The organism is Myxococcaceae bacterium JPH2 (genome assembly GCA_016458225.1).
Classification (GTDB): Bacteria; Myxococcota; Myxococcia; order Myxococcales; family Myxococcaceae; genus Citreicoccus.
In genome coordinates this window covers 170217-195370 of record JAEMGR010000013.1, presented here as the reverse complement: position 1 = coordinate 195370, position 25154 = coordinate 170217, and the positions used below count along the sequence as shown (strand labels likewise).

Genomic DNA, 25154 nt, shown 5'->3' with positions numbered 1-25154 from the left:
CCTGTCATGTTCCGGACCTCACGTTCCCTGAAGCTCTCCCTCCTGCTCGGCGGAGCCCTCGCGCTGAGCGCCTGCGGTGACGACAAGACCCCGACCCCGTCGCCCGACAGCCTGGATCAGGCATTGGTGGTGAACTTCGCCGACGCAGTGGTGGTGCCCACGTACAACAAGCTCGCCACGCGCATCACGGAACTGGATGCGGCGATTGCAGCGCTGAAGGCGGATCCGTCCGCGGCGAAGCTGAAGGCCGCGCAGGACGCGTGGGTCGCCGCGCGACTGCCGTGGGAGCAGAGCGAGTCGTTCCTGTTCGGCCCGGTGACCAGCTACCAGTTTGACCCGGCCCTGGACAGCTGGCCGGTCAACCGCATGGACCTGGACGGAGTGCTCGCGAACGACAAGGAGCTCACCCCGGCGTACGTGGCGAACCTCGGCGAAGCGCAGAAGGGCTTCCACACGGTGGAGTACCTGCTCTTCGGCGAGAACCGCACCAAGAAGGAGACAGACTTCAACGCGCGCCAGTTCGAGTACCTGCTGGCCATCACCGCGGACATGAAGAGCATCAGCAGCCAGTTGGCGAACTCGTGGACGACGGGAAAGGACGGCAACAAGCCGTACCGCGACACACTGGCCACGGCGGGGGACAAGGCCAACACGGCCTACCCCACCGTGGAGTCCGCCGCGCAGGAGATGCTGACGGGCATCGTGGGCATCCTCGACGAGGTCGCCAACGGGAAGATCGCCGACCCGTACGACGCGAAGGATCCGGACCTGGTGGAGAGCCAGTTCGCGCTCAACTCGCTCAGCGACTTCAGCAACAACATTCGCAGCGTGCAGAACGTCTATCTGGGCCACCTGCCGGACGAGGCGGCGAAGGGCACGACGCTGACGTCCGTGGTGAAGGAGAAGGACGCGGCGCTGGATGCGCGCGTGCGCCAGGAGATCACGGACGCCATCGCGGCCCTGGGTCAGGTACCGGAGCCGTTCCCGGTGTCCATCAAGGATCCCGCGGCCGCGCCTCGCATCGAGGCCGCGCAGGCCGCCATCCGGAAGCTGCATGACACGTTCGAGAAGGACGTGAAGAAGATTGTCCTGCCCTGAGACGAGCCAAGCGGGGGAATGCCATGCGACGTGCCTTGATTGTGGGAAGTCTGCTCCTGGCCGCCGGGTGCGGCGAGGAGCCCGTGACACCTGAAGCGCCTCCTCGGGCGGGAGGCGAGACCACCATCGACAACCGTACGTCGCAGGCGTTCGCCCTGCCCGCGCCCAATCTCTCCGCGGAGCACGAGGACCTTCACCGCAAGGGCGACGCGGCCTTCGCGGCCTTGTTCGTCCCCGGTCCGGCCCCGGTCAACCCGGGGCTGGGTCCCACGTACAACAACACCTCGTGCAACGGCTGCCATCTGCGCAACGGCCGCGGCATGCCGGTGATGGGCCAGGGCCCGCAGCGTACGCAGTTGCTCGTGCGCGTGAGCCTGCCGGAAGGGACGCCCAACCATCCCAACGGCGCGGTGCCAGTGCCGGGCTTCGGCTTCCAGGTGCAGGACCAGGCCGTCTACAACGTGAAGCCCGAGGCGGCCGTCACGCTGGCCTGGACCGAGAGCCAGGGCCAGTACATGGACGGAACGGCCTATGGCATGCGCAAGCCCTCGGTCACCGTGGTTCCCACGGACGGCTCGGCGCTCCCGCCAAACATGCTGATGTCGCTGCGCCTGCCGCCGCCCGTCTTCGGACTGGGCCTGCTGGAGGCCGTGGACATCGCGACGCTCGAATCCATGGCCGACCCCTCCGACCGGGACGGCGATGGCATCTCCGGGCGCGTGAATCAGGTCTGGGACGTGCGCAAGCAGGCGCTGGCCCCGGGGCGCTTCGGCTGGAAGGCCAACAGCCCCAACCTGACGCAGCAGTCCGCCGAGGCGTACTTCAACGACATGGGGCTCTCGAATCCCCTCTTCCCCGAGGCGGACGGCACGTTCGAGGTTTCCGAGGCGACGCTGAGCGCCGCGGTCTTCTACGCGCAGTCCCTGGGTGTGCCGGCGCGCACGGCCCTCGATGATGCGCAGGTGAAGCTGGGCGAGGCGAAGTTCCGTGCGCTCGGCTGCGAGAAGTGCCACCGCGAGACGCTGGAGACGGGCCAGCACCCCGTCGCGGAGTTGTCCCAGCAGCGCATCCACCCGTACTCGGACCTGCTGCTGCATGACATGGGTCCGGATCTGGCGGACGGTCGCCCGGACGGCGCGGCCACCGGCAGCGAGTGGCGCACGGCGCCGCTGTGGGGCCTGGGCCTGACGCAGACAGTGTTGCCGTATGCGGCCTTCCTGCATGACGGGCGCGCGCGCACCTTCGAGGAGGCCATCCTCTGGCACGGGGGCGAGGCGCAGAAGGCGCGCGATGGGTTCCGCGCCCTCAACGCGACGGACCGCGCGGCGCTGGTGAAGTTCCTCGGCTCGCTGTGAGCCGAGGCGGTGGCGCCTTCGGGCGCTACCCCTTCCGCATCATCAACGCGGCCTGCGACAGGCGGCGACGCAGGTGCGTCACCGCCTCGTGCAGGCACTCCAGGCGCTGAAGCACGCGGGCGTCGTCTCCCGCGTCCAACATCGTCACGGGCGACAACGTGCCGCGCTGGAGCGTGTCGAGCAGCCCATGGAAGTGGGCTTCCACGTCCCCCAGCGCGTCCAAGCCTTCGCGCAGGTCATCCTCCAGCAGGTCCACCAGCACGGCCGCGTCCGTGCGCGCCGGAAGCGCCCGAGTCAATCGGTCCCGCGCCACGCGGACCGGGTCGGCACGGCGCACACTCGCGGGGGGAGCGAGGACTGCGACGGAAGAGGACATGTCGCGGACGCTACAGGCCCGTAGCGCCGGGTCAATTTTCCAGTCCGACCGGCGAACGCCCTCTCACGGCGAGGGCGTCACGGGCGCGGTCCCCGCCGGCCCCGGAGGCGCGGGCGTGGCGGGCAGCGCCGGAGCAGGACTCGCGTTGAGGGGCGAAGGCGTGCCCAACAACGGCGGAGGCACGGCGGCATTGAGCGGCGCGGGAGCCCCGAGCAACGGCGGAGTCGACACGGACGTGTCCTGCCCCAGAGGCGTCACGGTGGACAGCAGCCCCGGGCTCACCTGCGACGTGCCTACGAAGGCATCGAAGTTGGCGGGAGACACCGGCAGCACCGTGAAGCCCCCCAGCGTCACCAACGCGGGCGTGGGCGGCGTCTGGAAGGCGCTCGGCGCAGAGCCCGTGAAGGCGGGGGCGCCTGGCGCGGGAGCGCTGGGTGAGACGAAGCCCTGGACCTGCTCCAGCGAACCCGGGTCCGGCGTGCCGGGCAATTGGCCCGAGATGTTCGCGGGCGGGGTGGGCGCCGTGACGGGCAGAAACGTTCCGCTGATGACATCTGGCGCGGACGTGCCGGCCAGCGTCCCAGCACCGCCCGTCGCGCTGGCGGCCGCCTGGGCCTGCTGCGCGAGCGGTAGCGGAGGTGGCAGGGGCGAAGCCCCCGGGAACGCCCCTGGGGCCACGGGCGTCAGCTCCACGAGGCTCACGGGCAGCTCGCCGGTGACATCCACGAACGCCACCGAGCGCACGGGCGTGCCGCCCACGGTGATGGCCACGCGCTCAAAGCCGAACTGGAGGAAGCCTCGCGGCTCCGCCTTGGGCGGGAGGTTCCACACCAGGAGGATCAGCTCCGTGTCCCCCGGGCGGGCCTGCCGCTGGATGCGGTGCGTGTCATCATCCGCGAAGATGCCCGCATCCAGCGCGGCGACATGCACGAAGGCCGCGTCCGTCAGCAGCCTCCCGTTGCGCCACACGCTCCCCACGCCCCAGACAGCAATGGCCGCATGCGCGCGCGTCGTCGCCCGCCAGCCCACGCCACTGTCGCCATACACCTCGCGCCCGAGCATCACCCCGCCCTCGATGACATGGGGCGGAGGGGCTGGGAGTGCGCGGGTGGGCGCCTGCGCCATCGCCTGCTGGGGAGGAAAGCCGGCCTGCCTCAGCGCCACGCGGTAGTCCACGCCGCCAATCCGGAAGCGAGCGTCGAGACGGGCGCGGTCGCCAAAGGTGGCCCTCGGCAAGGAGACACGGTCCTCGACATCGAGCGAGGCATCACCGAAGCCGCGCTCGGCCAGGTCGGTGAAGGGCAGCGTGCCTTGGGTGAAGAAGCCGTCGGGCTGCTCGGTCCTCGCGCTGGCCTTCAGGCCCTCGAACGTGAACCCGCCCTCCCCTGGCGCCGCCACCAGGAGACCTGACAACAGGAGCGTGATGAGGGTACCCGCCATCGTCGCTGCCTCCCTTTCGAGCAAGGTAGGCAGCGGGGCGGGATGCGGCACGCCCCGGGACTAGATGAGGCCGCGAGCCCGGCGAATCTGATCCACGGTCTTGTTGTACTCGATGTCGAAGGCGCTGGTGCCCTCCTGCAGGTGCTTCAGGCGGGAGCGGGCCTCCTTGTCGATCTCATCGTCCACGTCGAGGTGCTTCTTCATCACCTGGAACATCTTCTGACGCAGGATGTTGTCGACGGAGTAGACCTCCTCGACGTTGCGGCTGATGAGGAGGAACTCGATCATCTGGTTGATGACGTACTCGATGCCCTCGTCGCCCATCTTGAAGCCGCGAACGTCCGCCATCTCGCGCTTCACCTGGTTGAACTTCGAGTAGTCATACCCGCGACGCTCCAGAGCCTCACGCGTCGCCTGGTTCACACGCTCTTCGTTGGCGAGGTACTCGCGCATGATGGCCGACAGGTCCATCTCGGCGTCGGCCACGCGCATCGGCTCCACCTCGATGTCCCCGTCCGCCATGAGTTGCTGAACGGCCTCGCGCGAGATGATCGGGATCACCTTCGGATACAGCCTCATTGTCCGTCCCTCACCCTCTTTGACTTGCTCGGATCGTCAACCGCTATAAATCAGCGCCAAGCTTGGTCGCAATGAAAAACCCTAGGAACGTCGCGGTTCCAGCGCACTCCCCCCGGGAATCCGCAGCCGAATTTAATCATGCCGCATCGGGTGGGGACCCTCCTTGTGATTTTTCGCTCAGGGGCTCGGTCGCGTCGTCCAGGGAGGCCTCGCGGATCGGGTCCTCGGAGTCTTCGTCGGGGTGTCCATGCAACCCCGCATGGACGCGCTCCGCCATCGCCGGCCCCACGGCTTCGGCCAGTTGCTCGATGGTCGCGTCACTCACGCGCTTGAGCGAGCCGAAGTGCTTGAGCAGCAGCTTGCGACGCACTTCGCCCACGCCGGGGATGTCCTCCAGGGCAGAACGCACCCGGCTCTTGCGCAGCGTCTGAGCCTGGAAGGTGATGGCGAAGCGGTGCGCCTCGTCACGCATGCGCGTGAGCATGAACATCTCGGCGGAGTTCTGGGTCAGGACCACCGGGTCCTTGCGACCCAGGACGAAGATGCGCTCGGGGCTCTGCGCGCGTTCGGCGTCGCGGTCGAAGACCTCTTGGTCCCGGCTCTTGGCCAGGCCCACCACGTCCACGCCCTCCACCCCCAGGTCCTTCATGGCCGCGTGCGCGCTGCCCAGCTGCCCCTTGCCACCGTCGATGACGAGCAGGTCCGGCAGGTCTCCCTCCTCCAAGCCACGCTTGAGGCGGCGCGAGATGATCTCGTACATGCTGGCGAAGTCGTCCTGGGTCTCCAGCGTCTTGATCTTGTAGCGGCGGTAGCGGGACTTGTCCGCCTCGCCATCCGTCACCGCGACCTGGGACGCGACGATGGCCGAGCTTTGGAAGTGCGAGATGTCGAAGCACTCCATGCGGCGCGGGAAGTTGCGCAGGCCCAGCTTGGACTGCAGCCGTGACAGCACCGCGTCCGTCTCGTCCTTGGTGCGTCGGCGCTCGATGAAGGACTGCTCGGCGTTCTTCGCCGCCATCAGCACCAGGTCGTGCTTCTCGCCCCGGCGTGGCACCAACACCCGGACCTTCTCGCCCTTGCGCTCGCCGAGCAGGGCCTCCAGGCCGTCGGTGCCATCGCCCGGCTCCAGCGGCAGCAGCACCTCCTCCGGAACGAAGCCGCCCTGGTCGTAGTAGAGGTTCACGAACGACGCGAGCAGCTCTTCGTCTGGGAACTCCTGGTTGCCGAACGGGAAGGCCTGCCCGCCGTTGAGGCGGCCCTGCCGCACGTGCAGCACGTAGAACAGGATGCGATCTCCCTCGCGGTGGAAGGCGAACACGTCCTGGTCCTTGAAGTCGGTCGTGGCCACCTTCTGGCGCTCGAGGCTGCGCTCGATGGCGAGGAGTTGATCCCTCACGCGCGCGGCCTCCTCGAACTTCAGCTCCGCCGAGGCGCGCTTCATCCGCAGGCGCAGACCTTCGCTGAGCTCCGTGGCCTTGCCCTCCAGGAACATCGCCACCTCGTCCACGCTCTTGCGGTAGTCCTCGGGCGGAACGGGGTAGACACACGGGCCCGGGCACCGGCCGATCTGGTACAGCAGACACGGCCGGGTGCGGTTGGCCAGCACGTGATCCGTGCAGGTGCGCAGGCGGAAGAAGCGGTTGATGAGCCGCAGCGTCTCGCGGATGGCGCCCGCGCTGGAGTACGGCCCGAAGTAGCGCGCGCCGTCCTTCTCGTATTTGCGCACCACCTCCAGGCGCGGATACGTCTGGGTGCGATCCAAGCGCAGCGAGATGAATTGCTTGTCGTCCTTGAGCAGGACGTTGAAGCGCGGCTTGTGCTTCTTGATCAGCTCGTTCTCGAGGAGGAGCGCTTCCTTTTCGTTGTGGACGAGCACCGTCTCGATGTCACCGAGGAGCGAATCCAGGAGCGACACGAAGACGCGGGTGTCCCCGGTGCGCGTGAAGTAGCTGCGCACGCGGTTGCGAAGATTGACGGCCTTGCCCACGTAGATGATCTGCCCCCGGCGGTCCTTCATCAGGTACACGCCGGGGTCGGTGGGAAGGGCGTCCAGCTTTTCCTGAAGCCGGATGTCCATGCGCGCGGTCCTCAGCTCTTGCCGCGCGTGCGCGAGCGGCCCCCCGGACTCTTCGACGCGGACGGGCGGCCTCCCCTGCCCTTGCGAGGCGCGGCCGCCACGGCGTCCACGGCCTTGGGCGGCGCCTTGAGCAGCGAACGAGAAGCGGGCTTGAGCCCCAGGTCCATGTCCTTGAGCAACTGGACGCGGTCGCGGAACTCCGCGGCCTTCTCGAACTGCATCTCGTCCGCGGCCTTGAGCATGTCCTGGGTGAACTCCGCGATGAGCCGTTTGATCTCCTTCGGCACCAGCACGTCGTTCTCACCCTCGGCGGCCAGGGGCAGCGCCATGGCGCCCGCGTCGTAGTCAGGCAGGTGCTCGGACAGGTCCGTGATGTTGCTGCGAACCGAGCGCGGGGTGATGCCGTGCTGCGTGTTGTACTTGCGCTGCGTCTCCCGGCGCCGCGACGTCTCCTCCATGGCGCGCTTCATCGAGTCGGTGAGGTGGTCCGCGTACATGATGACGCGGCCATTCACGTTGCGCGCCGCGCGGCCAATGGTCTGGATGAGCGACACGTGGCTGCGCAGGAAGCCTTCCTTGTCCGCGTCGAGGATGGCGACCAGGGACACCTCGGGAATGTCCAAGCCCTCGCGCAAGAGGTTGATGCCCACCAGCACGTCGAACTCACCCTTGCGCAGGTCGCGGATGATGGCGGTGCGCTGGATGGCGTCGATGTCCGAGTGCAGATAGCGGACCTTCACGCCCACGTCGGCGAAGTACTCGGTGAGGTCCTCCGCCATGCGCTTGGTGAGCGTCGTCACCAGCACGCGCTCGCTGCGCGCCACGCGCTGGCGAACCTCCTCCAGCAAGTCATCCACCTGGTTGCCGGCGGGCCGCGTCTCCACCTCGGGGTCGGTCAGGCCCGTGGGGCGGATGATCTGCTCCACCACGACGCCCTTGGACTTCTGCAGCTCGTACTCGGCCGGCGTCGCGGAGACGTAGACGACCTGCGGCACCAGCTCCTCGAACTCACCGAACTTCAGCGGGCGGTTGTCGAGCGCGCTGGGCATGCGGAAGCCATACGAGACGAGCGTCTCCTTGCGCGCGCGGTCACCGCGATACATGGCGCCAATCTGAGACACCGTCTGGTGGCTCTCGTCGATGAGGACGAGCAGGTCGCGCGGGAAGTAGTCGATGAGGCACGGAGGCGGCTCACCCGGCGCGCGCCCGGAGAAGTGGCGCGAGTAGTTCTCGATGCCGTTGCAGTACCCCACCTGCTCGATCATCTCGAGGTCATACATGGTGCGCTGTTCGAGCCGCTGGGCCTCCACCAGCTTGCTGTCGCGCTTGAAGACCTGGAGCTGCTCGGAGAGTTCCTCGCGGATGGTCTGCATGGCGCGCTGACGCGCCTCGGGGCCGGCCACGTAGTGACTCGCGGGGAAGATGACCAGCTTCTCGAGCTGGCCGTGCGTCTCGCCTCGCAGCGGGTCGAACTCGGTGATGCGCTCCACCTCGTCGCCGAAGAAGCTGACGCGCACCGCGCGCTCCTCTTCGTAGATGGGGAACACCTCCACCGTGTCGCCGCGCGCGCGGAAGGTGCCGCGGTGGAAGTCGAGGTCATTGCGCTCGTACTGCGCCTCCACCAACTGGCGCATGAAGGTGTCGCGCCCCAGCTCCGCGCCCGTGGTGAGTCGGATGGCCAGGTCCACGTAGGAGCGCGCCGCGCCCAGGCCGTAGATGCAGGACACGCTGGCCACGATGACGACGTCGTCGCGCGTGCGGAGGCTGTGCGTGGCCGAGTGCCGCATCCGCTCGATGTTGTCGTTGATGGACGAGTCCTTCTCGATGAAGGTGTCCGACGAGGGGACGTAGGCCTCGGGCTGGTAGTAGTCGTAGTACGAGACGAAGTACTCGACGGCGTTGTGCGGGAAGAGCGTCTTGAACTCCCCGTAGAGCTGGGCGGCCAGCGTCTTGTTGTGCGCGATGACGAGCGTGGGCCGCTTCACGTTGGCGATGAGGTTCGCCATCGTGAACGTCTTGCCCGAGCCCGTGACGCCCAGGAGGGTCTGGTAGCGGTCGCCCCGCAGCAAGCCCTCGGTGAGCTCCTGGATGGCGCGTGGCTGGTCGCCTTGCGGCGTGTGGTCACTGACGAGCTGGAACTCCGGCATGATCCCTGGATTTAACACCCCGCACGTCGGGGCGACGCAGGATCGTGCCTGCCCGTCTGGAGGAAAACGGACGGGCGCTACCGGGCCCCCGCCTCGCCCGTGACGGCCTGCGTCTTGAGCGCCTCCAGTGCACGCAGGCGGGCCGCCTCGAACTCGTCGCCCCGGTTCCAGCGCGGGGCCTCCGGAAGGCGCGACACCTGGGCGCCCAGCAGGAAGAAGAGCTGGACATCCTCCACCGCGCCGGACCAGTCCCACTCCGGGCGCAGCTCATCCGAGGGCTGGTGATAGTGCCGGGCCTCCCACTCCTCGCGCCGCTGCTTGCCCCAGCCCTCGGGCCGGCCCACGAAGTCCATGCCGCTGCCGAAGTACGCGGCCGGAATCCCCTGGCGCGCGAAGTTGAATTGATCCGAGCGGTAGAAGAAGCCCCGGTCCGACAGCTGATCCGCCTTCACCTCGCGCCCCTGCGACTTCGCCAGCGCGATGATGAGCGGATCCAGGTTGGACTTGCCCAACCCGATGACGGTGACATCGCGCGTACGGCCGTGGATGTTCGCGCCGTCGATGTTGATGTTCGCGGCGATGCGCCCCGGCGGCACTGGCGGGTGCTCGGCGAGGAACTGGGAACCCAGCAGGCCCTGCTCCTCCGCGGCCACGGCGGCGAAGAGGATGGAGCGACGCGGCGGCGAGGACAGCTGCTGGAACGCACGGGCCACGGCGAGCATCGCGGACACACCCGAGGCGTTGTCCACCGCGCCGTTGTAGATGGCGTCCTCGCCCGGCTTGGGGTCCGCCTTCATGCCAAGGTGATCATGGTGCGCGCTGTACAGCACGACCTCCTGCTTGAGCGTGGGATCGCTTCCAGGCAGCAAGCCCAGCACGTTCGCCGTGGGGCGACGGCGCACCTGGGTGGCGAACTTCGCCGACACCGTCACGCCGAGCGGCACGGGCTTGAACTCGCGCTTCTGGGCCGAGGCTCGGAGCGCGTCCAGGTCCTGCCCCGCGAGCTTCAGCACGCGGCGCGTGGCGTCCTCGGTGGTCCACGCCTTCACTTCCAACCGCGGGCCTGAGGCGGCGGGCAACTCGAACTGCTCACCGGACCAGGAGCTCTGGACGACCTGCCAGGGGTAGCCCGCGCTCTGCTGCGTGTGGAGGATGATGGCGCCCGCGGCCCCCATCTTCGCGGCCTGCTCGTACTTGTAATCCCAGCGGCCGTACCAGAGTCGCGTGCGCCCGGCGAACAGGCGCGGATCATCCTCGGGGTCGTTGTTGAGGATGAGCAGCGTCTTGCCGCGCAGATCCACGCCCTTGAAGTCGTCCCAGCCGTACTCCGGCGCCACGATGCCGTAGCCCACGAACACCAGCTCGGACTGCTCCAGCTTCGCCTCGGGCGCCTGCACACCCGAGACGGCGATGAAGTCGTCGCGGAACTTCAGCTCGGTGGCGGGGGCCGCGCCGGATGCGCGGAAGGACATCGTGTCTGGATGGCCCGAGAGCCCGACCAGCTCGAAGGGTTGCAGGTACGTGCCGTCCTGGCCCATGGGCTGGAGTCCTGCGGCCTCGAACTGCGCGGCGATGTACGCCTGCGCCAGCGCGTCACCGCGAGTCCCCGGACCTCGGCCCTCCAGCAGGTCCCCCGCGAGGAAGCGCACATGCGCGCGGAGCACGTTCGCGTCGATGGCTCGCGCCGCGCTCTTCTCCGCGGGGGTAACGGAGGGTGCTGAACCGGCGGCGAGGGCCGGGCCAGCACCGAGACACATCAGCAGGGGCCAGAAGTGACTCATGCCCCTGGGCGTAACACGAAGCCTGGCGTCCCCGCTGGGGCTTTTCAGGTGGAGGCGGGAGCCACCTTCCACACCGTGCCACCTGGCGTGTCCATGATTTCCACTCCCTGCTCCTTGAGCAGTCCGCGGACCCGGTCCGACTCGGCGAAGTTCTTCGCCGCGCGCGCAGCCGCCCGCTCCTCGAGCAGCCGCTCCACCTGCGCCACGTCGATGCCACGCTCGCGCACGGCGCGCTCCCGCCGACGCAGCAACCACGCCGCGGGCGCGTCCTCGAACAGCCCGAGCACGGAAGACACCTGGCGCACTTCCTCGCGCAGCGCCTGCAGCGTGCGGCCGACCATCGCCTTGTCCTTCACGGGCGGCTTGTCGGTCAGCTCGTTCATCAGCGCGAACAGGCCGGACAGGGCCGCCAACGCGCCCGCGCTGTTGAAGTCGTCGTCCATGGCCGCTTCGAACTCAGCGCAGAAGCGCCCGGGCTCTCCGTGCAGCGGGCCCGCGGCGAAGTCCTTGCCACCCACGCGCTCGTCCACCTTGCGCAGCGTCTCGTAGAAGTACTCGAGCCGCGCCTCGGCGTCCGCGAGGGCCTTGTCCGCGAAGTTGAGCGGATGGCGGTAGTGCGTGGAGAGGAAGAAGAAGCGCAGGGCCTCGGGGTCCACGCGTTCGAGCGCGTCGCGCAGGCGCACCACGTTGCCCAGCGACTTGGACATCTTCGCGCCTTCCAGGTCCAGGAAGCCGCAGTGCATCCAGTACTTCGCCAGCCGCTGGTCCGTGGCGGACTCGCTCTGGGCGATCTCGTTCTCGTGGTGGGGGAAGATGAGGTCCAGTCCGCCGCCGTGGATGTCGAACGAGGCGCCCAGGTACTTCTCGCTCATCGCCGAGCACTCGATGTGCCAGCCCGGCCGTCCCTTGCCCCAGGGGCTGTCCCAGGACGGCTCGCCCGGCTTGGCCGCCTTCCACAGCGCGAAGTCGAGCGGCTCGCGCTTCTGGTCACCGGGCTGCACGCGCTCGCCCACGCACAGCTCTTCGATGTTGCGCTTGGACAGCTTGGCGTAGTCCGCGTCGCGGCTGACGGAGAAGTACACGTCACCCTGGGACTCGTAGGCGTAGCCCTTGTCCACGAGCGTCTGCACGATGGCGACAATCTCCGGGATGGTCTGGCTCACGCGCGGCGAGACATCCGGCTCCAGCAGGTGGAGCGCCCGGGCGTCCTCGCGGAACGCTTCCACGAAGCGCGCCGCCAGCTCCACGGGGGCCTCGCCCGTCTCGTGCGCGGCCTTGATGATCTTGTCGTCCACGTCCGTGTAGTTGCGGACGTAGGTCACCTCGTAGCCGCGGTAGCGCAGGTAGCGGACCACCACGTCGAAAGAGGTGAACGTGCGCGCATTCCCGATATGGACGTAGCTATAGACCGTGGGCCCACAGACGTAGATCCCCACCTTGCCCGGGACGAGGGTCTCGAGCAGCTCCTTCTGCATGGACATCGTGTTGAAGAGCCGGATGGAGGGCGGGGACACGATGGCGGGTCTCCTCGGGTGTTGGTGGGTGTGGCCGGCACTCTAGGATCCCGGGTCCCACACAGGCCAGCAATACACAGCGGCCCGGAGGTATCAGCCGGCGTTGCCCGGTAGAATCCGGCCGCTCCGGGCGCAACCTCGGGCAACCAGGCGGGAGACTCCCGTCCCCGGCCCGACTCAGGGAGAATGGTCCGCATGGCTCCACCGAATCCCAAGCGTCCGCCGCGACCGCCCCGCCCGCCGGGAAAGCAAGCGGCCCCGGACGATTCGGCGGACCTCCCCTTCGACGATGACGAGGTGGCGCCGCTCCAGGCGGACGACCCGCGCCCCCAGCGGGTGCCCCAGTTCCCAGCGGGGCCACGCAAGGGACGACGGCGCAAAGGGGGCGAGCGGACGGGCTCGGACCGGGAGCTGTCCCCTCGGCTCGACTGGCACAAGGAGTACTCGGACCCGGGCCATCCCCCTGCCTTCCTGTACGTGGAGAAAGGCCCTGGCGCCGGACAGCTCGTGCCAGTGCAACAGGGCGCCATGACGCTGGGGCGCTCGTCCTCGTCGGACCTGCGCCTCCAGCACGCGTCCATCAGCCGGCGCCATGCCCAGCTCACCCGCAAGGGCAACCACTGCGTCCTGAGAGACCTGGGCAGCCAGAACGGAACGTTCGTCAACCGGGTGCGCCTCACGGGGGAGGTGGAGCTGAACTCGGGCGATGAAGTCAGCCTGGGCAACGCCGTGCTGCGCCTGCGAGGCCCAGGTGGAACGCCCGCCGCGGGGCTGCCCGCGGTGGTCCCGCCAGAGCCCCTTCCGCCGGAGAAGCCCCACCGGATGCGCGCCAGCTCGCTGGGGGTGGCGCTGTTGGCCGCCGCCGGAGGCTCCGCCGTGGCGGCCCTCCTGACGTTCGCGGCGGTCCGCGCGACGGAGACCAAGCCCCCAGTGATTCCAGCGGCGCCAGCGGGCGAGCAGGTCGCGCCCGAGCCCCCGCGACCCGGAATCCAGCTGACGGCCACGGAAGTGGAGCCCTCGGACGACCCGCCCGAGGAAGCCCCCACCGAGGCCCGCAGCGCGGCCCAGGTGGCCCGAGCGGGAGGCCGGGGTTCGGCCGCGGCGCAGCGTGAGGCACAAGAGTCGCGTGCCGGAAACCGAGGCGCGGGTTCGGCCGCCGCGTCACACGAGCCACAGGAGCCCCGCGTGCGCCCGCGAGCCGCCAGCGCGGCCTCGGAGCGTGGGGGCGCGCCGCAGGTCGTGGCGGTCACGTCGTCGCCGGGAGGCAATTCGGCGCTGGAGGCGGATGTCCGCGCCCGCTACGAATCCGGCAACGTCGCCGCCGCGCGGGAGCGGGCCCAAGGCGCGAAGCTGACGGCGCTCTACTCCCTGCTGACGCGCTACGAGGCCGCGGAGGCCGACGCGCGCAAGGCCTTGGCGAAGCGGGACTTGCCCCGCGCCATCGCCTCGCTGACCACGGCCCTGTCGGTGGATTTCGAACTGTCACATGGCTGGAGCAAGCAGGGTCCGGTGTTGCGCAAGCAACTGGCCGGACTGCACACCCTGGTGGGTCGGGAGGCCGCCCAGGGAGGTCGTCAAGCCGAGGCGCGCGAGCACTTCGAGCGAGCCCTCCAATACGACGCGGAGGATCGCGAGGCGCGCGACGGACTGACCCGACTCAGCGGCGCCGAATCCCGCGCGCCAGCAGCACCGCGTTGACGCAGACGAAGGCACTGAGCATCAACGCGACGAGCAACCGCCCTCGGTCCGCCCCGGGGCGCTCCCCCTCCACGAGCAACCAGAGCCGCCCATCGCGAGGCTGGACCTCTCCTTGCGCGCGCAGCAGCGCGAAGGCCTCGCGGTAACGAGGGACATCCTCCTCGGCGAGCAGGCGACCTCGCATGGCGAAGGGCGTGGGGTCGGGGCGCGACGGGGCCCGCCCCTCATCCCAGTGCTCTCCAGGAAGCGGCGCGCGCCGCACGACGAAGGGCGAGTCCCGCAGGCCCACCAGCACGGAGAAGCGGTCACCCTGGCGCTCGTAGGCCCCGCGCGACGTGGGGATGCCGTGCACCTGGGCGTAGCGGTTGGTGACGAGCCGCTCGTAGCGATAGTCCCCTTCCGCGCCCAGCGTCAGCGGCGTCGACGACGAGGCGAAGTACGCAAGCTCGCGCCACTGCACCCCCAGCAGGGCGAGGCCCAGCACCATGCCCATCAGCGCCACCGAGGGGCGTACGCCGACGCGGCCTCGGGTGGCGAGGCGCGCTTCCAGTTCCTCGATGCGGCGCGCGCGCTCGTCCCGCACGAGGGCCAGCTCGGATTCAGGGTCGAAGGAGGGCTCGGTCATGGGCCGAAAACACGACGCCCCGGATTCCAACGAGGGAACCCGGGGCGGAGGTGGTACCGGAGGCAGCAGGCCGCCCGCGGTAACGGGTCAGGCGAGGTTGAAGATCTTCTTCAGGTCCGACTCGATCTCTTCCTCGGAGCAGTCCTTGGCCAGCGACAGCTCCTTGATGAGCAGCGAGCGAGCGGTGTCGAGCATCTTGCGCTCACCGAACGACAGGTCCTTGTCGCCCTTGAGCAGGTAGAGGTCACGCAGCACCTCGGCGATCTCGAACACGGAGCCGGTCTTGATCTTCTCCATGTACTCGCGGTACCGACGGTTCCACGTCGTCGAGTCCACGGAGATGTCCTTCTCCTTCAGGATGGAGTAGACCTGCTTGACGTCCTCCTCGCTGATGATCTCCCGCAGGCCGACGGAGCCGACCTTGTTGATCGGGATCATGATCCGCATCCCGTTCTCCAGGATGCGCAGCACGTAGAACGACTGGCGCTGTCCGGCCACTTCAGTGTGCTCGATGCCCATCACCTCACCGACGCCCTGGCCCGGATAAACCGCCTTGTCACCAGTCTTGAAGCTGGTCTGCACTAACTGCCTCCTTGAAAGACTCAACCCCCGGCCTTCAAGCCGGGCACTACTACCACAAACCACATCGACGGGCAACGAGATCGCCTTGACCACCCAAGGTGGGCCCGACTACGGTGTCCGCTTTTGTACGCGCAGTCGCTCGGTGTGAGCGACGCGTAGGGTGGCGGGCGGGGGTCGGGCGTGGAGCGTTTTGCGTGGCGCGACCTGGGGTCGCGGCCTCTCTTTTTCCCTGCGCTGAGCCTCGTGCTCGGAGCGCTCTGGCCCACTCGAACAGGTGGCGCGGCCGGAGCATTTCTCCTCGGTGGCGCGCTGCTCGTCGTCGCGGGTGGCACGCTTGCTCGGCTGCCCGGGGCACACCTCGCCGTGTTGTTGGGATTGGGACTCACCGGCTCGGGCCTGGCGGGCCTGGAGGCGCGCGTGGAGGTCCCCGCGACCCTGGCTCGGGGTGGGTCCGCGCGACTCGAAGGCGAGGTGGATCGAGTCGATGCCTTCGACGGCGCCACGCGCGTGGGGCTGGTGGTGGCACGGGCAGGTCCGCTCGAGGGGTCGATGGAGCCCGCGCGCTTCCGCGCGAGCCTGACCGCGCGAGGGCCCCGTGCGCTCCTGCCAGGGCAACGCATCCTGGTCGAGGCCAAGCTGGCTCCCGATGCGCCCGCCGCGAACCCAGGCGAGCGCGACCTCTCGTCATCTCGGCGCAGGCGTGGCGTGGCCTTCACGGGGAGCCTCGCGGCCGACCGCCTGCTGGTCCTCTCCCCCGCCCCCGCGTGGCGGACCTGGGTGGAGGATGCGCGAGGTCGGCTGGCGAAGGCCGTCTACGCCGTGGCCCCGAGCCGCGACGCAGCCGCGTTGTTCCTCACGCTCGCGGCGGGACAGCGCGCCGCGCTGGATGACGCTTGGGAGGAGTCCTTCTCGCGCGCGGGGCTCGCGCATGTGCTCAGCGTGTCGGGGCTTCACGTCGCGGCGCTCGCGCTGATGACGCTGGCGCTCCTGAGATGGCTGCTCGTCCGCGTGGGCGCGCGCTGGCGGCGGCTCGACGCCGGGCGCGTGGCGGCGCCCGTGTCGGTGCCGTTTGTCTGGGCCTATGTGATTTTCACCGACAATCAATCGCCCGCGGTGCGCTCGGCGGTGATGACCATGGTGGTGCTGCTGGGCCTGGCGCTATGGCGGCGCGCGGATGGGCTCAACAGCCTCGCGGCGGCGGCGCTGGTGCTCGTGGCAGGTCTGCCCTCCAGCGTGGTGGACCTGTCCCTCCGGCTGTCGTTCCTGGCCGTGCTGGGGCTCATCCTCCTGTCGCCCGCGCTCCGCGCCGCCATTCCCCTGGCGCCTCCGGATCCGCAAGAGCCCCACCGCGTGCGGCGATGGTTGGGCAAGGCTCGCGAGGCCGTCCTTCAAACGCTCTGCGCGAGCGCGGCGGCCACGTTGTCTGGATTGCCCATCGTGGCCGAGGCGTTCGGCCGCGTGAGCCTCGCGGGCCTGGCTTCGAACATCGTCGCCCTGCCCCTCTGCGGGCTGTTGACCGGGCTCGCTGCTGGCGGGGCGGCCCTGTTCGTGCTCTCACCCGTGCTCGCGACGCCTGTCTTGTGGGCAGGCGCGTGGGCTTCTCAACTCCTGCTCGGGGTGACCCGAGTCTTCTCCGCCCTGCCCTTCGCGGCGGTGGAGGTGCCAGGGCTCGGCGTGGGCATGGCCCTGGCCTATGCGGCGGGCCTGGGGCTCTGGGCACTCGGCACGGGACGATGGCGGTGGGGAGGCGCGCTCGTGCCTGTCGCCGTGATGCTGGCGGTACTGCTGCCCTCGCTGCGTCCTGCTCCGGCGCTGCGCATCACGTTCCTCGCCGTGGGCCAAGGGGATGCGGTGGTCCTCAGCTCCCGTGGCCATCACGCCCTACTGGATGCGGGCGGCGTGCCTCAGGGCGCGGACCCGGGCGAGCGCATCGTCGTGCCCTTCCTTCACCACGAAGGCATCTCCCGCTTGGAGCTGGCCGTGCTGTCGCATCCACACCCAGACCATGCGCTGGGGCTCGTGTCGACGCTGGCGAAGGTCCCCACCGAGCGCCTGTGGCTGTCCGCTGGCACCGCGGAAGGGGCGCTGTCGCGGGCAGTGATGGATTCGGCGCGCGGTGCCGTGGTGGAGCAGGTGGAGCTGGGCCATCCCGCCGTGAGGCTGGGCGAGGCGACGCTGGAGGTGCTCGGCCCTCCTCGGGACCGCGAGCTGATGGAGGGGGTGAATGACCAGAGCATCGTGCTGCGCGTGCGGCATGGCGACGTCACCGTGCTGCTCCCGGGCGACGTGGAGGCAGAGGGCGAAGCGGCGCTCCTGGAGCAACTCGGCGGGCCCGTCACGGTGATGAAGGCGCCCCATCACGGCTCGCGCACTTCATCTTCGGAGGCGCTGCTCGCGCGGGCCCAGCCTCGCCATGTGGTGTTCTGCGTGGGCCGTCGCAATCGCTTCGGCTTTCCACACGAGGAAGTCGTCACGCGCTACGCGGCGATGGGGACCACCTGCTGGCGCACCGACGTGGACGGCGCCATCACCCTGGAGAGCGACGGCCAGGACGTCCGCCTGGTCCCCTTCCTCACGCGGGAGACGGGGCCCGCGTCGCCGCGGGTTGCCGAGCGCACGGGGGATTCCCATCCTTGAGCGGATGACGCTCGAGGACATCGACCTCCGGCAGCTCACCGCCGACCTGAAGGCCCTGCTGCCGCCCGGCGAGCCGATTGGCTACCTGCGCGGCAAGTCGTTCATGCGCAACCTGCTCGTGGAGGCCAAGGGCTTCTCTGCCTTGGAGGCCGAGGAGCTGGTGGACACGCTCGAGCAGAATGGCTTCCTGCGCTTCCTCGGCGATCCCTCCGAGCGCTCCGTGGCGGATGCGCACTGGGAACTCTCGCCTCACGCGTGAGACGCGCTCACTGGAAGGTCAGCCACGCGAAGCGAGGCAGCGCGTGGAAGTCCCCCACGAAGAGCGGCGAGAAGGCCTGCCCTTCGACCTGTCGGCGATCGCGATGCTCCAATCGGTAGAGGTTGAAGCGCCAGCGGTCTCCCTTCTGGGGCGGCAGGTGCGGCACCTCGGCGAGCCGGTTGAAGGGAATGGCCATCTCGACCGACCAGCCCTCATCGCGGTCCGAGGGATCATCCAGCGTGCCGCGCACCTTCACCGCCGTCTTCATGCCCGAGTCCCACGACAGGTCCATGCCCTGGCGCCGCGCGGGGAAGTACGCGTCGAAGATCACGTTGTGGGGCGACACCTCCAGCTCGTTGTACGTGCGCCCGTCCGCGTTGGCGTCCAGGAAGATCTCCACCACCTCCTGCTCGTAGATGGAGGCGTCGCGCTCTCGCAGCGTGCCCCAGACATCGGGGTCCTCCACGTCGAAGGCGACGTACAGGTTCGCGTCGTCATACGCGAGCCGCGCCACGGTGCGGAGTGAAGCAGGGCGCCCGTCGAAGCTGCCCACCAGCGTGACCGCGGGCGCATCCTTCCAGACCGCGTCATCCAGCACGCCGTCGATGACCGGGGCCTTCTTCACTCGCGACACCTTGTACTCGGGCAGCTCCGGAGGCGCGCCGCCGAGCGTGGGCCCGAGCATCCGGTTCGCGCCGTCCTGTGCGCGGGCATCGTCCACGGGCAGCCGGTCGTCGCCGCGCCAGAAGCCGAGCATCAGCCGCGCGGGGCTCGCCGGCATGGGCACCACATGCGTGTCCTCGATGACCTTGCCCACGGGCCACGTCGCGAGCGGCGCGGCGCCGTCCTGAATCTCATGGTCGGCGTTGCCCACCATCTGGCCACTGGCCACGTCGACCACGTGCACGAAGAAGCCGAAGCCCTCAGGCGGAGGCCGGCGCGCCATGAAGTAGTGCGTCAGCGTGACGGGCTGCCCCGGCGCCGCGTGCTCAGGTGTCACGCGCGAGCCCAGGTATGCCACCGCGCCTCCCGCGAAGGTCGTGTCCGCGCGGAAGGTGAGGTCCGAGGGCACACCCTCGCGCGTGCGGACCTGCGCGGCCGCGGGCAGACGCGGCGTGCGATGAGCCGGGCCCGCCTGCTCGTCCCGGCAGGACGTAACGAGGCAGAGCAACGGCAGAAGCGTGAACCAGGACGTGGAATGGAGGCGCATCGAGGCCGAGCATCCTAGCCAGCTTCGCGCCCCGAGGCGCACGGACGATGCGGGCTTCTTGCCTCCCACGCCGCGCAAGTCGCTCGGGCGGCGGGCGAGGTTGGACGCGGCGCATCGGGTTCGCTACGACGCCACCATGCGCCCCTTCCTCACGGCGACCTGGCGCTCCCTGCTGATGCTCAACTACGAGGTCGCGCCGGAGGTCCTCCAGCCACTCGTCCCCATGGGCACCGAGTTGGACCGGTGGCAGGGACAGGCGCTCGCCAGCATGGTGGGCTTCCGGTTCCTCGACACGCGCGTGCGTGGCATCGCGGTACCGCTCCATCGAGACTTCGACGAGGTCAACCTGCGCTTCTATGTGCGGCGCAAGGGGCCCGAGGGCTGGCGCCGCGGTGTCGTGTTCGTGCGCGAGTTGGTCCCTCGCTGGGCCATCGCCACCGTGGCGCGCGTTCTCTACAACGAGCCCTATCTCGCCGTCCCCATGCGACACACCGTGGAGATGGACGCCGCCGCGAATGGCGCGCCCGGACAGGTCGCGTATGGCTGGCGGTACGCGGGGCGCTGGCACCAGCTCTCCGCGAGGACGGAAGGCGCGCCCCTCCCCAGTGAACCGAACTCCGAGGAGGAGTTCATCACCGAGCACTACTGGGGCTACACCGCGCAGCGCGATGGCGGCTGTGCGGAGTACGCCGTCGAACATCCCCGCTGGAACGTCTGGCGCGCGACGGAGCCCACGTTCGACTGCGACGTGCGGGCCCTGTACGGCGCGGCCTTCGTGGAGAGCCTCGGCGCGAAGCCCCGCTCGGCGTTCGTCGCGGATGGATCCGCGGTCGCGGTGTATCCCGGCACGCGCATCGCACGGAGCTGACGCGCCGTCTCGGGCCCCGGACGGGAGCGGACGTCGCGGACCACCGCCGCGCGCCAACCCCGCGAAAGCGCGTCACGCGCTCAGGGCCTCGGACTTGCTTCGGCCGCGCCCATGCACTTCCAGTTCGAACACCCGGACAGCACCACGCCCTTCGAGCTTCCCGAGGGCACGCACCGCCTCGGCGGTGGCCCCGAGGATCAAGTCCATCTGGCGGGACTGCCTCCGGGGCTGTTGACCTTGAGCATCGAGGAGCAGCGGCTCACCGTCGCGTCCTCGCGGACCTTCACCGTGAACCAGGTCTTCGTTCCGCCCGGGGTCGCCCGACTGGTGCTGCCGGGCGAAGTGCTCGGGCTCACCGAGCAGATGTCCGTGCGCGTCCTGGAGCCCGAGGTCCCCGTGGAGCGCGGCGTGGGGACGATGGCGGTGCTCAAGGAGCTGCTCCTGGGCGCGGAGAGCGTGGCCTCACGCGCGGCCACCCTCACCTGCCTCACCGGGCTCGACATGGGGCGGACCTTCGCGCTCGGGGAAGCGCTCACGGATATCGGGCGCGGTGGTGGCGTGAAGGTGCGATTGCGCGACCGCGCGGTGTCCCGCATCCACGCGCGCATCCACCATGAGGCCAGCGCCTTTCAGGTCGAGGACGTGGGCACCGCCAACGGCGTCTTCCTCAACGGAAAGCCCCTGCGACAGGCCACGCCCCTGACGGATGGGGACATCATCGAGATAGGGCGCTCACTCCTGCGGTTCCAGGCCCCGGTGGACGAACCACCCGCGCCTGTCGTCGAAGCGCCTCCGGAGCCGCCTCCGCTCCCATCCGCGCCAGCCGCGCCCTCCACGCCCGAGCCACCTGCCCCACCCACGGCGACTCCCGAGACACGGCGAAGCCACGCGGAAGGTTGGCTCCTCACCCTCGCGGCGACCGCGGCCCTGGTGGGGCTGCTCGTTACCTATGCGCTGCTGGCGGGCTGACGAGCGCGGGCTAGGCCCCGTGCAGTGGGGCCAGTCCCGCCCGCTCGACGAGGAGCCGGGCGAGGTCCTGGTGATGCCGAAAGAAGCTCGTGAAGTGCACGAAGCCGCCCGTGCCTCGGATGGCGTAGACCGTCACGGGCCCGGGGAGCACGTCCAGCTTGCGGATGTCCGCGAACGGGAACCAGCGCGTGCGCACGAGCCCTCGGTACGTGACGCCGCGAGCGTCCACCACGATGAGCGTGCGGCCGTAGTACGTGACCGAGACCGCGAAGAAGAGGACGAAGAAGCCCGCCGAGAGGAATGTCTTCAGCGGGACGCCATCAAACCGGAACAGGTACACCAGCACCGCGACCCACATCAGGCCTGCCGCGCCCATGCTCAACGCGAAGACCCGACGGGGACGGAACACCTGCCTGCCTTCCGCATGCGCGTCGTTGCCGTCCATGCCTGGAAGTTAGTGACGGACACGGGTGGGTTTCAAACGCAGCCCCCACGGGCTGGCAGGCGGTCAACGCAGACGCTCCGCCTTCTGTCGGGATTCCGCCTGCAGCGGAGGGCGCACATCGGCGGCCGTGGACGCCGCGTAGCGCTCGTACAGACTGCGCGCCTCGGCGTTGCGACCCATGGCGCGGTAGGACTCGGCCAACCCGTACAGTGGGGAGGCCGATTCGGGCTCCAGCCTCAGTGCGTACTGGTAATCCGCCGCGGCCTCGGGGTACCGGCGCAGCCCGATGTTCGCGCTGCCCCGCGCCGTGTAGGCGACCGCCAACATCGGCTCGAGCTGCACCGCCTGCGTGAGGCTCTGGAGCGCCCCGGCGAAGTCGCGCTCGCCGATGCGCTGCACACCCATCTCGTAGGCCTTGCGAGCCTGGGCACGCGTGGGCTCCGCGACAGGGCCCGAGCCCGGAGGCTGCCCCGCCGCCAGGGGCGAGCTGCCCGACTGCGCCTGCTTCACCTTCGCGCGCGCCACGTTGTCCTGCGCGCTCTGGCGGATGGCCGTGTCCGTGGTGAGGCGCGCCGCGGCCTCCCACTGCTCGATGGCCTGCGCGTAGTAGCCGAGCACGGCCAGCGCGTTGCCCAGCTTGAAGCGCGCTTCCACGTGGCCCGCGTCCGCGTGCGAGGCGTCCAGGAAGGCGAAGGCCGCCTCGCGGTAGCGGCGATCGCGCATCAGCACGTCCCCGTCCCGGATGCGCGAAGCGGCCAGGGTGGCGTTGGACTCGGAGGGCGCGCTCTCCGCGACGGGTGCCTGCTGTGCCAGGACGGACGGCGCCGCCGCGCCCAGCAGCAGCGCCGCGGCGACACTCCAGGCCCTTGCGCGCGAGACAACGACGACCATGTCAGCCCCCACCGTGCGGGTACTCGATTGCCGTAGCAGAAAGCCGACGCTGCGTCAGCCCACCTGGCGATCGATGATGGTGGTGACCCCCATTCCGTAACCAATGCACAAGGTGACGGCGCCGTAGCGCAGGTCCCGCCGCTCCAGCTCGCTGAGCAAGGTGGCGACCAGCATGGCGCCCGTGGCCCCCAGCGGGTGCCCCAGCGCGATGGCGCCGCCGTTCACGTTCACCCGGTCCGGGGAGATGCCCAGCTCCTGCGCCACCACGATGGGCACGGGCGCGAAGGCCTCGTTGATCTCCCACAAGTCGATGTCCTTCACCGACAGCCCGGCCCGCGCCAGCGCCTTGCGCGTGGAGGGGATGGGGCCCGTCAGCATCAGCACCGGATCCGAGCCAGCCACCGCGGTGGCCACGATGCGCGCGCGGCGAGGCAGCCCCCAGGCCCGCGCGGCCTTGTCGCTCGCCACCACCACCGCGGCCGCGCCGTCCACGATGCCCGAGGAGTTGCCCGCGTGGATGACGCCGTTCTCCTTGAACACGGGCCGCAGCCCCGCGAGCGCCTCCATCGTCGTGCCCGGACGGCAGTGCTCATCCGTGGCGAAGCCCACGCGCTGGCCGTCCGCGCCCGTCACGAGGAAGGGATCGATCTCCTTCGTGAAGCGACCGTCGCGGATCGCCGCGCCCGCCTTCTGCTGGCTGCTCAGCGCGAACTCGTCCACCTGCGCGCGCGACAGCTTCCACTGCTCGGCGATGAGTTCCGCGGACACGCCCTGCGGCACCAGGTTGGGGAAGCGCTCCACCAGGGACGGCGCGGCGGGAGAGCCCGGCCCCTCGGCGTCCGAGCCCATGGGCACTCGGTTCATGGACTCCACGCCACCGCCGATGGCCAGGTCCGCCTGCCCCGACATCACCTGCATGGCGGCGAAGTTCACCGCCTGGAGGCCCGAGCCGCAGAAGCGATTCACCGTGGCGCCCGCCACCTCGATGGGCATCCCCGAGGCCAGCACCGCGCCGCGCGCGATGTTCAGCCCCTGCTCGCCCACCTGGGAGACGCAGCCCAACACCACGTCATCGACGCGCTGCGGGTCCACGCCCGTGCGGCGCAGCGCCGCGCTCAGCGCGTGCGCGGCCAGGTCCATGGGGTGGACCCCGGCCAGCGTCCCCTTCTTCTTGCCGCGCGCGGTGCGCACGGCGTCCACGATGACGGCGGTGTTCGAGTCGGACATGGGGAGGATCGACCCACAGGATTGATTCGAAAGTCAATCCCGTGGGGCCTCGACCCACGCGCCGCTCAGCTCCGGAAGGGGTTCTGCAGCAGCACCGTCTCGCCGCGGTCGGCGCCCACGGAGACGCACACCACGGGGACGCCGCTGACCTCTTCCACCCGGCGCACGTAGCGCTTGGCGTTCTCGGGCAGCTCGTCGAAGGTGCGCACGCCCGCGAGCTTCTCGTCCCAACCCGGCAGCGTCTCGTACACGGGCTTGACGCGCGCGAGGTCCTCGTAGTCCCCGGGCAGCTCGGTCACCTTCTGGCCGTCCAGCTCGTACGCGTTGCAGATCTGCAGCGACTTGAGGCCGCTGAGCACGTCCAGCTTGGTGAGCGCGAGGCCCCACAGGCCGTTGACGCGCACCGCGTAGCGCAGCACCACGCCGTCCAGCCAGCCGCAGCGACGCGGACGACCCGTGGTGGCGCCGAACTCATCGCCCACCTTGCGCAGCCGCTCGCCCGTCTCGTCATTCAGCTCGGTGGGGAAAGGACCGCCGCCGACGCGCGTGGTGTAGGCCTTGCTGATGCCCATGACCTTGTCGATGGCCGTGGGGCCCAGGCCCGAGCCCACCGCGGCGTTGCCCGCCACACAGTTGGAGCTGGTGACGAACGGATAGGTGCCGTGGTCCACGTCGAGCAGCGTGCCCTGTGCACCCTCGAAGAGGATGCGAGCGCCGCGACGCACCTGCTCGGAGAGGAAGAGCGACACGTCGTGCACGAAGGGCTTGAGGCGCTCGCCCAGCGCGGAGAACTCCGCCTGCACCTGAGGCGCCTCCAAGCGGGGAACCTCCACGCCCGCCTTCGCGCACAGCTCCTTCATCTCCTCCAGCGCGGCGGGCAGGCGCTCGTCGATGCGCTTGCGCAGACGCTCGGGGTTGAGGAGGTCACGCACGCGGATGCCCCGGCGAGCGACCTTGTCCTCATAGGCGGGGCCGATTCCGCGGCCCGTGGTGCCAATGGCGCTGCCTCCTCGCGCCTTCTCGCGGAAGCTGTCGAGCAGCTTGTGCCACGGGAAGATGACGTGGGCATTGTCCGAGATGAGCATCTGCGTGTCGTCCTTGAGGAAGCCGCGCGCCTTGAGCGCATCGATTTCTCCGACGAGGACGGCCGGGTCCACCACCACCCCGTTGCCAATCACACACGTCTTGCCCGGGTGAAGGATGCCCGAGGGAATCAGGTGGAGGACCGTCTTCTGTCCGCCCACCACGAGGGTGTGGCCCGCGTTGTTGCCGCCCTGGAAACGGACGACCACCTGCGCGTGCTCCGTGAGCAGGTCAACGACCTTGCCCTTTCCCTCATCTCCCCACTGCGCTCCAACGACGACGACGTTCGGCAT

General features: G+C 69.5%; 21 protein-coding genes. 7 read left to right on the top strand and 14 right to left on the bottom strand.

Annotation, left to right across the window (positions count from 1 at the left end; translation table 11 throughout):
• Positions 1-6: 6 nt before the first annotated feature.
• Together JGU66_21180 and JGU66_21175 are read left to right on the top strand one after the other, a co-directional pair.
• Positions 7-1098 (top strand): peptidase M75, encoded by a 1092-nt coding sequence (locus JGU66_21180; GenBank protein MBJ6763290.1) that lies wholly within the window; start codon positions 7-9, stop codon positions 1096-1098.
• 23 nt (positions 1099-1121) lie between these two features.
• Positions 1122-2453 carry a thiol oxidoreductase gene (locus tag JGU66_21175; protein MBJ6763289.1) on the top strand — a complete coding sequence of 444 codons (1332 nt, stop codon included), beginning with the start codon at positions 1122-1124 and terminating at the stop codon, positions 2451-2453.
• 25 nt (positions 2454-2478) lie between these two features.
• Here the strand turns inward: JGU66_21175 and JGU66_21170 are convergent, their stop codons facing one another.
• The 7 genes from JGU66_21170 to JGU66_21140 all read right to left on the bottom strand — a co-directional run bounded on the left by JGU66_21170 (position 2479) and on the right by JGU66_21140 (position 12367).
• Complete coding sequence (locus JGU66_21170; protein ID MBJ6763288.1) at positions 2479-2829, bottom strand: hypothetical protein; 351 nt, start codon at positions 2827-2829, stop codon at positions 2479-2481.
• A gap of 63 nt (positions 2830-2892) precedes the next feature.
• Positions 2893-4269, bottom strand: coding sequence for a hypothetical protein (locus JGU66_21165; GenBank protein ID MBJ6763287.1), 1377 nt, complete (start codon positions 4267-4269; stop codon positions 2893-2895).
• Between the two features lie 60 nt (positions 4270-4329).
• Positions 4330-4848, bottom strand: coding sequence for a DUF507 family protein (locus tag JGU66_21160; GenBank protein MBJ6763286.1), 519 nt, complete (start codon positions 4846-4848; stop codon positions 4330-4332).
• Positions 4849-4984: 136 nt separating this feature from the next.
• Complete coding sequence (gene uvrC / locus JGU66_21155; protein ID MBJ6763285.1) at positions 4985-6925, bottom strand: excinuclease ABC subunit UvrC; 1941 nt, start codon at positions 6923-6925, stop codon at positions 4985-4987.
• Between the two features lie 11 nt (positions 6926-6936).
• On the bottom strand, positions 6937-9075 hold the full coding sequence (uvrB, locus tag JGU66_21150; GenBank protein MBJ6763284.1) for an excinuclease ABC subunit UvrB: 2139 nt from the start codon (positions 9073-9075) through the stop codon (positions 6937-6939).
• A 74-nt stretch (positions 9076-9149) separates the two neighbouring features.
• Positions 9150-10853 carry a M28 family peptidase gene (locus tag JGU66_21145; GenBank protein MBJ6763283.1) on the bottom strand — a complete coding sequence of 568 codons (1704 nt, stop codon included), beginning with the start codon at positions 10851-10853 and terminating at the stop codon, positions 9150-9152.
• Between the two features lie 44 nt (positions 10854-10897).
• Positions 10898-12367, bottom strand: coding sequence for a cysteine--tRNA ligase (locus tag JGU66_21140; protein ID MBJ6763282.1), 1470 nt, complete (start codon positions 12365-12367; stop codon positions 10898-10900).
• A 195-nt stretch (positions 12368-12562) separates the two neighbouring features.
• Between JGU66_21140 and JGU66_21135 the strand changes: the two genes are divergently transcribed.
• The gene (locus JGU66_21135; protein MBJ6763281.1) at positions 12563-14065 is read left to right on the top strand and encodes an FHA domain-containing protein; all 1503 of its coding nucleotides are present in this window, start codon (positions 12563-12565) and stop codon (positions 14063-14065) included.
• On the opposite strand, the gene JGU66_21130 is transcribed toward JGU66_21135, so the two are convergent.
• Both JGU66_21130 and JGU66_21125 read right to left on the bottom strand, forming a co-directional pair.
• The gene (locus tag JGU66_21130) at positions 14025-14690 is read right to left on the bottom strand and encodes a hypothetical protein (GenBank protein ID MBJ6763280.1); all 666 of its coding nucleotides are present in this window, start codon (positions 14688-14690) and stop codon (positions 14025-14027) included. The two genes, JGU66_21135 and JGU66_21130, sit on opposite strands and share 41 nt — an antisense overlap.
• Positions 14691-14777: 87 nt before the next feature.
• The gene (locus JGU66_21125; GenBank protein MBJ6763279.1) at positions 14778-15272 is read right to left on the bottom strand and encodes a CarD family transcriptional regulator; all 495 of its coding nucleotides are present in this window, start codon (positions 15270-15272) and stop codon (positions 14778-14780) included.
• Positions 15273-15452: 180 nt separating this feature from the next.
• Between JGU66_21125 and JGU66_21120 the strand changes: the two genes are divergently transcribed.
• The gene (locus JGU66_21120; GenBank protein ID MBJ6763278.1) at positions 15453-17909 is read left to right on the top strand and encodes a DNA internalization-related competence protein ComEC/Rec2; all 2457 of its coding nucleotides are present in this window, start codon (positions 15453-15455) and stop codon (positions 17907-17909) included.
• A gap of 4 nt (positions 17910-17913) precedes the next feature.
• Positions 17914-18168 (top strand): hypothetical protein, encoded by a 255-nt coding sequence (locus tag JGU66_21115; protein MBJ6763277.1) that lies wholly within the window; start codon positions 17914-17916, stop codon positions 18166-18168.
• Between the two features lie 7 nt (positions 18169-18175).
• Here JGU66_21115 and JGU66_21110 read toward each other — a convergent pair whose 3' ends face one another.
• Complete coding sequence (locus tag JGU66_21110) at positions 18176-19378, bottom strand: carbohydrate-binding family 9-like protein (GenBank protein MBJ6763276.1); 1203 nt, start codon at positions 19376-19378, stop codon at positions 18176-18178.
• Positions 19379-19514: 136 nt separating this feature from the next.
• On the opposite strand from JGU66_21110, the gene JGU66_21105 reads away from it, so the two are divergent.
• Positions 19515-20246, top strand: coding sequence for a DUF2071 domain-containing protein (locus JGU66_21105; protein MBJ6763275.1), 732 nt, complete (start codon positions 19515-19517; stop codon positions 20244-20246).
• A 111-nt stretch (positions 20247-20357) separates the two neighbouring features.
• Complete coding sequence (locus JGU66_21100; protein ID MBJ6763274.1) at positions 20358-21215, top strand: FHA domain-containing protein; 858 nt, start codon at positions 20358-20360, stop codon at positions 21213-21215.
• Between the two features lie 10 nt (positions 21216-21225).
• On the opposite strand, the gene JGU66_21095 is transcribed toward JGU66_21100, so the two are convergent.
• From JGU66_21095 to JGU66_21080, 4 genes are all read right to left on the bottom strand, one after another.
• Positions 21226-21660 carry a PH domain-containing protein gene (locus tag JGU66_21095; GenBank protein ID MBJ6763273.1) on the bottom strand — a complete coding sequence of 145 codons (435 nt, stop codon included), beginning with the start codon at positions 21658-21660 and terminating at the stop codon, positions 21226-21228.
• Between the two features lie 63 nt (positions 21661-21723).
• The gene (locus tag JGU66_21090) at positions 21724-22551 is read right to left on the bottom strand and encodes a tetratricopeptide repeat protein (protein ID MBJ6763272.1); all 828 of its coding nucleotides are present in this window, start codon (positions 22549-22551) and stop codon (positions 21724-21726) included.
• A 54-nt stretch (positions 22552-22605) separates the two neighbouring features.
• The gene (locus JGU66_21085) at positions 22606-23778 is read right to left on the bottom strand and encodes an acetyl-CoA C-acyltransferase (GenBank protein ID MBJ6763271.1); all 1173 of its coding nucleotides are present in this window, start codon (positions 23776-23778) and stop codon (positions 22606-22608) included.
• 65 nt (positions 23779-23843) lie between these two features.
• Positions 23844-25154, bottom strand: coding sequence for an adenylosuccinate synthase (locus JGU66_21080; protein ID MBJ6763270.1), 1311 nt, complete (start codon positions 25152-25154; stop codon positions 23844-23846).